Below are 5,535 nucleotides of genomic sequence, written 5' to 3' on the forward strand. Positions count from 1 at the left end.
CAACGACACCATGCGCGAGAGCCTGGGATAACCCATAGCAGCGGGGCCGGAGCAAATGCTCCGGCCCCGCTTTTGCTATTTCACGTGGTAAGGAGATACAAGATGAATACACAACATCGTGACAGGGTGTTCCTGGGAATGATCCTGCCTGCCTTTTTGGGGTTTATGCTGCTGTTTATCGTGCCCACGTTGATGAGCTTTGCATACAGCGTGACCAACTGGTCGGTGTATAACCCGGAGATCCGGTTTGTGGGCTTTACGAACTTTGCAAAGCTGTTTGCCGACCAGAAGACCATGGCGGCCATTGGGCATTCGATTAAATATGCAGTGCTGATTACCCTGATCCAGAACGCGCTGGCAATTTTGTTTGCGGTGCTGCTGGCCCGCAAGCTGGTAATGTCGAACATTTTGAAATCCATCTTTTTTCTGCCTGCGGTGCTGAGCATCCTGGTGGTGGGATACCTGTTTCAGTACATTATGACCAGCGCTGATTACGGCCTGCTGAACAACATTTTGCGCTTTTTCAAGCTTGCGCCGGTGAACTGGCTGGGCGACAGCAACATTGCCCTGTATTCGGTGCTGGCCACCCAGGTGTGGCAGTGGACGGGCTGGAGCATGGTGATCTATGTGGCAAATCTGAAAAGCATTGACGGCAGCCTGTACGAGGCAGCGCAGATCGATGGGGCGGGCACAGGCCAGTGCTTTTGGCGGCTTACCCTGCCGCTGCTTTACCCGGCAACCTCGTTTAATGTGCTGATGAGCCTGATCGGCGGGCTGAAGGTGTTCGACGCCGTGTTTGCCATGACCAAAGGCGGGCCGGGGTACGCCACCGAAACCATTATGACCACCATGATCCGGGAGGGCTTTAACAGTGGGCGCAACGCCTATGCCTGTGCCTTTGCAGTGGTGTTCTTTGTGATCGTGTTCTGTATGACCAAGGTGATCACGTGGCTGCTGGGCCGCTGGGAGGCAAAGATCTCATGAAACACAGAAACTACAGAAAACGGGCGGCTGAGATGCTGCTGAACCTGGTGTACGCGCTTGTTGGCGCGGTGATGCTGCTGCCCATTTATTACCTGGTGGTGACAACCTTTAAAACCCCCGCCGAGGCGGCGGCGCATCCGCTGGGCCTGCCGGCGCATTTTACGCTGGAAAATTATAAAAATGCCCTTGCGGCAATGGAATACGGCCGGGCGCTGCGCAACAACCTGATCATTGCCGGCTGCGCGGTGGCGCTGCTGCTGGTTTTTGCCTCGATGGCCGCCTACGTGATTGCCCGCAGCCCCAAAAAGATCTTTCGGAGGATGTATTCGGTGTTTATGGTGGGGCTGATCGTGCCGTTTCAGATTGCCATTATTCCGCTGTACAAGATCGTTTCCGGGCTGCACCTGATGAATACCCTGCCGGGTGTGGTGCTGATCGACGTGTTCTGCATCAACCTGCCGCTTTCGATCTTTTTGTTCCGGGGATTCATCAACACCGTGCCGAAGGAACTGGAGGAGGCCGCGTATATGGACGGCTGCGGCATTTTGCGCACTTTCTGGCAGATCATTTTTCCGTTGCTCAAACCCATCGTTTCCACGGTGGCCATTCTGGACGCACTGGCCGTGTGGAACGACTTTATGACCCCGCTGCTGTTTTTGCAGAGCCCCCAAAAAGGGGTGCTGCTGCAGGAGGTGTACAAAAATGTGGGCCCCTTTTCCACCAACTGGACCTCGTTTTTCCCCATGCTGGTACTGGCAACCCTGCCGCTGGTGGTGTTTTACCTGATTATGCAAAAGAGCATCATCGAAGGGGTGGTGGCGGGTTCTGTAAAGGGGTAAAAGAGCGGGCGCTGTGAAAAGAAGAAGGACGTTTTTCAGAAAGAAGGGAGAAAAAGATGAAAACAGGATTCTGCCGGTTCTTGGGCGCCGTGCTGGCGGCGGCGATGCTGGCCGGCCTGTGTTCCGCCCCAGCGGCTGCTGCGGACTGGAACCAGCGCGTGGAGGCCGAAACAGGAGATATGACCGGCACGGTAAGAACGGAAAATATCCTGGGCGGCTCGGGCAGGACGGTGAGCTTTATTGACAATGGGCCCGCGAACGCACTGGAGATTCGGGTAACCCCCCAGGGCGGTGCAGACTACGTGATGAAACTGCGTTATCGCTCAGGCGAAGTGCGAAACCTGATGTATCAGGTCAACGGCGGCCCGGCGCGCCGCATCTCGGGCTTCAGCAGCGGAAGCTGGAGCGCGTTTGCCAACCTTTCGATCCCGGTCACGCTGGAACCGGGCCAGGTGAATACCCTGCGCTTTTTTGCGCCGGACGGAGAGAACGGCCCAGGCCTGGATTATATTGATTTTTCCGCCGCCGCGCTGCCCGCGCGGGAAAAGCCGGGATACCGACTGATCTTTGAGGACGAGTTTGACGGCGAGGCGCTGGACACCGCGCGCTGGGTACCGCGGTATCTTTCGTCCTGGACCAAGGACCCGGGGCTGGCGGAGCCCACCTACGCCATGGAGAATGGGCTGATGCGGCTCAGGATCTTTGCCGAAACCCCGCCCTGGTGCCCGGAATACGACGGCAAGACCGTGGTTTCAGGGTTTACCACCGGCGACCGGAACGCGCTGCACAACTGGAACGGAACCAACGTGGTGCGAAACCCCGTGGACATGCAGGCGACCCACCTGAACCAGTATGGATATTATGAGATCCGGGCAAAGGGACAGCCGGGGTCTGCCCGGCACGTGGCCTGGTGGCTGTTGGGCTTTGAGGATGTGCCGGAGGAGTCGGCGGAGATTGATGTGTTTGAACTGCTGGGAAACAATTCCCACAAGGTGCCGGTGAACTTTCACGCCTGGAACGACCCGGACGCGCCGGACGGGGGAGGTTTTTCCTACACCAACAACAAGATGGATTTTCATGATGAATTCCACATTTACGGATTCGACTGGATCGAGGGCGGCGGCCAGGGCGCAAACCCGGACCGGATGGAGTTCTATGTGGACGGGGTGAAGACCGGCGGGCGGGACGTGAACATCGACTACCCCATGATCCAGCTGTTCTCGCTCTACGAAAAGCGGGGCGGCGGATGGACGGGCGTCTGGCTGCCCAAGCCTTACCCCAACACGTTTGACATCGATTACGTCCGGGTGTATAAGTCGGTTCCCGGCGGCCAGGAGCTGCCGGCGGACCAGCTTGCCATTGCCGCGGTGGAGGAGCAGGAGGCCGAGGTGCTGCCCTCGGCCCGGCCGGCGCGGTATGTTTCGGCGGTGGCGGGCCATGAGGGGGAGGAATACACCGAGGCACATCTGCCGGGGGTACGCTCCTATGGAAACGTGTTGTACAACGACGGGGTGAAAACGCAGGAGTTTGTGCGCTGGCCTGCCCTGAGCCAGGAACAATACGCCCTGCTGGAGCGAGGGGAGGCCGTGACCCTGACCGGAACGACGCCGAATCTGGCGGAGAACACGCCCGGTTACCGGGCGCCGGTGCTGACACTGCGCCCCACCCCATGGGATACGAACCTGAACCCCCAGGGGATCGCGAAGCTGTTCGACGGCGACCCCACCAGCACCGCCTCCTGCTGGAGTGAAAAAATGAACCCCCTGCCACAGGGGGGATATATCTCGTACCGCTTTGAGGAGCCGCGGGTGGTGGAGAGCATCCTGTTTTCGGCCAATTACGGCGCGGGGCAGGGCATCCGCAGTTACACCCTGGCCTTTTGGGATGCGGAAACCCAAAGCTGGGCCGATGAGGGCGTGGAATATACCATCCCCTGGACCGCAGCAGGCGATGTGGAGGCGGGCGAAACGGTGCGGGTGCCGCTGGCAGCGCCCGTTGTTACCGGGGCCGTGCGCATTAACATCACGGGGGCCAACACGCGCTGGGAGAACAAGATTGTAATGCGGGAGATCGCGTTTGCATAAAGCGGTGCAAAACCGTGAAAAAGAGCCCGGGCCATATGGCCCAGGCTCTTTTTTCGCGCTTGCAGGCAAGAGGCCCGGCGCATTTGTGACCCCGCACTTTACCGGGTAAACAGAGGGAGCGGTTCCAGGAAAAGGATGTCGGCCCGGTGGGCGGCATCGCCCTCGGCCAGGATCGCGGCTTTGGCCACGACAAGCGCGCCGGCCTTTTCGGCCAGGCGCTCGATGGCGCCCAGGCTTTCGCCGGTGCTGATCACGTCGTCCACGATGGCCACGCGCTTGCCGCGGATGGCCAGCGCGTCCTTGCCGTCCAGGCAGAGGGTCTGGGGTTTCTGGGTGGTGATGGAGGTGACTTCATCCACCAGGGGCTGGGCCATGTAGGGCTTTACGCTCTTGCGGGCCACGATGTAATAGGGCAGGCCCAGAAGGCGGCTGAGCTCGTGCACCAGGGGGATACCCTTTGCCTCGGCGGTGAGGAGGTAGTCCACCGGCGGCAGCTTGGGGGCGAGCGCCTGCGCGGCGGCCGTTACCAGCTCCTGGTCGCCCAGGATCACAAAGCTTGCAATGGAGAGTTCCGGCGTGAGCTGGATGATGGGAAGCTGACGCACCACGCCGGCCACGCGAAGTTCATAGCATTCAGACATAAAAAACGCTCCTTTTACTGAATTGAATGGATGTACAGGGCGGTCACAGGCCGAGCCCGAAGCCGAACAGGACCTTGAGCAGGATGCCGGCCAGCATGCCCACAAAGGGGTCCACAAAGGCGGTGACGCCCATGGTGACCCCGGCCACGATGGGATCGCCCGGGTTTGCCCCGGAGAAGGCGATGGCGGCATCGCCGGGGATGGTGACCACCGCGCCCAGGATGAGCAGGAACCCGGCGATGCTTTGGCTGGGCACGAATTTGCCGATCTTGGGCAGAAGGCCGAAGAAGAGGATCGCGGCCATGATGAGCATCATCAATACGCCCGCGCCCACCGGGTGGGGGGCCGAACCGGTGGCCGAGATGATCGCCTCCACCGGCGCGCCGCCGAACAGGGCGCTGACGGCGTCGGCAAGGCCCGAGTAGATGGTGAGGTGGTCCACGTTCTGGGCGGTGCCCGCCATGCTGCCGGTGATGTTGCCAAAAGCGATGTTGGCCCCGATGGTCAGGCAGGCCAGCGCCAGCGCGCCCCGCAGCACGGTGAGGTTGAAGACGGGCTTTTGGAGCACCAGCCTGGCCATTTTTTCACCCTGGCCCACGCCGCCGCCGATATCCTGCTTTGCCAGCTTTGCCGCAACGCTTGCGGCCACCAGGCTGAGGACGATGGTGTACACCAGGTTGTGCCCCAGGAAAAAGTACACCAAAAACGCGACCCCAATGGACACCCCGCCCACCAGGGCGTTTTCTTTCAGCATGCCAAGGCTGAGCTTGGTGAGCACCAGGCCCACGCCGGCCATCATGGCGTGCAGCACCACGTCGCCCGCGAAGTTCGTGATGACGGTGAGCAGGCCGCAGGCACCCAGCACCGCCATGGTGAGGCCCGCGAAGAGAACCATGGACAGCCGCTCGCGCATGTTTTTGCCCATGGTGCCGGCCATGACCACCGTCTCGGCCTGGAACGAGATGGGCGCCACGCTGCCCAGCGCGG

Annotated in this window: 5 protein-coding genes; 3 read left to right on the forward strand and 2 right to left on the reverse strand. The window is 60.6% G+C overall.

The features are described from left to right. The first annotated feature begins 102 nt into the window (after positions 1-102). Genes ACMLHZ_RS10085 through ACMLHZ_RS10095 form a run of 3 tightly spaced genes read left to right on the forward strand, consistent with a single transcriptional unit; the run spans position 103 to position 3,907 of the window. Positions 103-984: a carbohydrate ABC transporter permease gene (locus ACMLHZ_RS10085; RefSeq protein WP_418667599.1), complete on the forward strand. Its 882-nt coding sequence runs from the start codon at positions 103-105 to the stop codon at positions 982-984. Beyond that, complete coding sequence (locus ACMLHZ_RS10090) at positions 981-1,823, forward strand: carbohydrate ABC transporter permease (RefSeq protein ID WP_418667600.1); 843 nt, start codon at positions 981-983, stop codon at positions 1,821-1,823. Before ACMLHZ_RS10085 ends, ACMLHZ_RS10090 begins: the two co-directional genes overlap by 4 nt. A gap of 56 nt (positions 1,824-1,879) precedes the next feature. Then, the gene (locus ACMLHZ_RS10095) at positions 1,880-3,907 is read left to right on the forward strand and encodes a family 16 glycosylhydrolase (protein WP_418667601.1); all 2,028 of its coding nucleotides are present in this window, start codon (positions 1,880-1,882) and stop codon (positions 3,905-3,907) included. Positions 3,908-4,005: 98 nt separating this feature from the next. On the opposite strand, the gene ACMLHZ_RS10100 is transcribed toward ACMLHZ_RS10095, so the two are convergent. Both ACMLHZ_RS10100 and ACMLHZ_RS10105 read right to left on the reverse strand, forming a co-directional pair. Then, a complete protein-coding gene (locus ACMLHZ_RS10100) occupies positions 4,006-4,548 on the reverse strand; it encodes a phosphoribosyltransferase family protein (RefSeq protein ID WP_418667602.1) in 543 nt (180 codons plus the stop codon). 43 nt (positions 4,549-4,591) lie between these two features. Continuing rightward, a partial coding sequence (locus ACMLHZ_RS10105; protein WP_418667603.1) for an NCS2 family permease occupies positions 4,592-5,535 on the reverse strand: 944 nt, incomplete at its 5' end.

The organism is Allofournierella sp. (genome assembly GCF_048388525.1).
In the GTDB taxonomy this organism is placed as follows: domain Bacteria; phylum Bacillota; class Clostridia; order Oscillospirales; family Ruminococcaceae; genus BQOK01.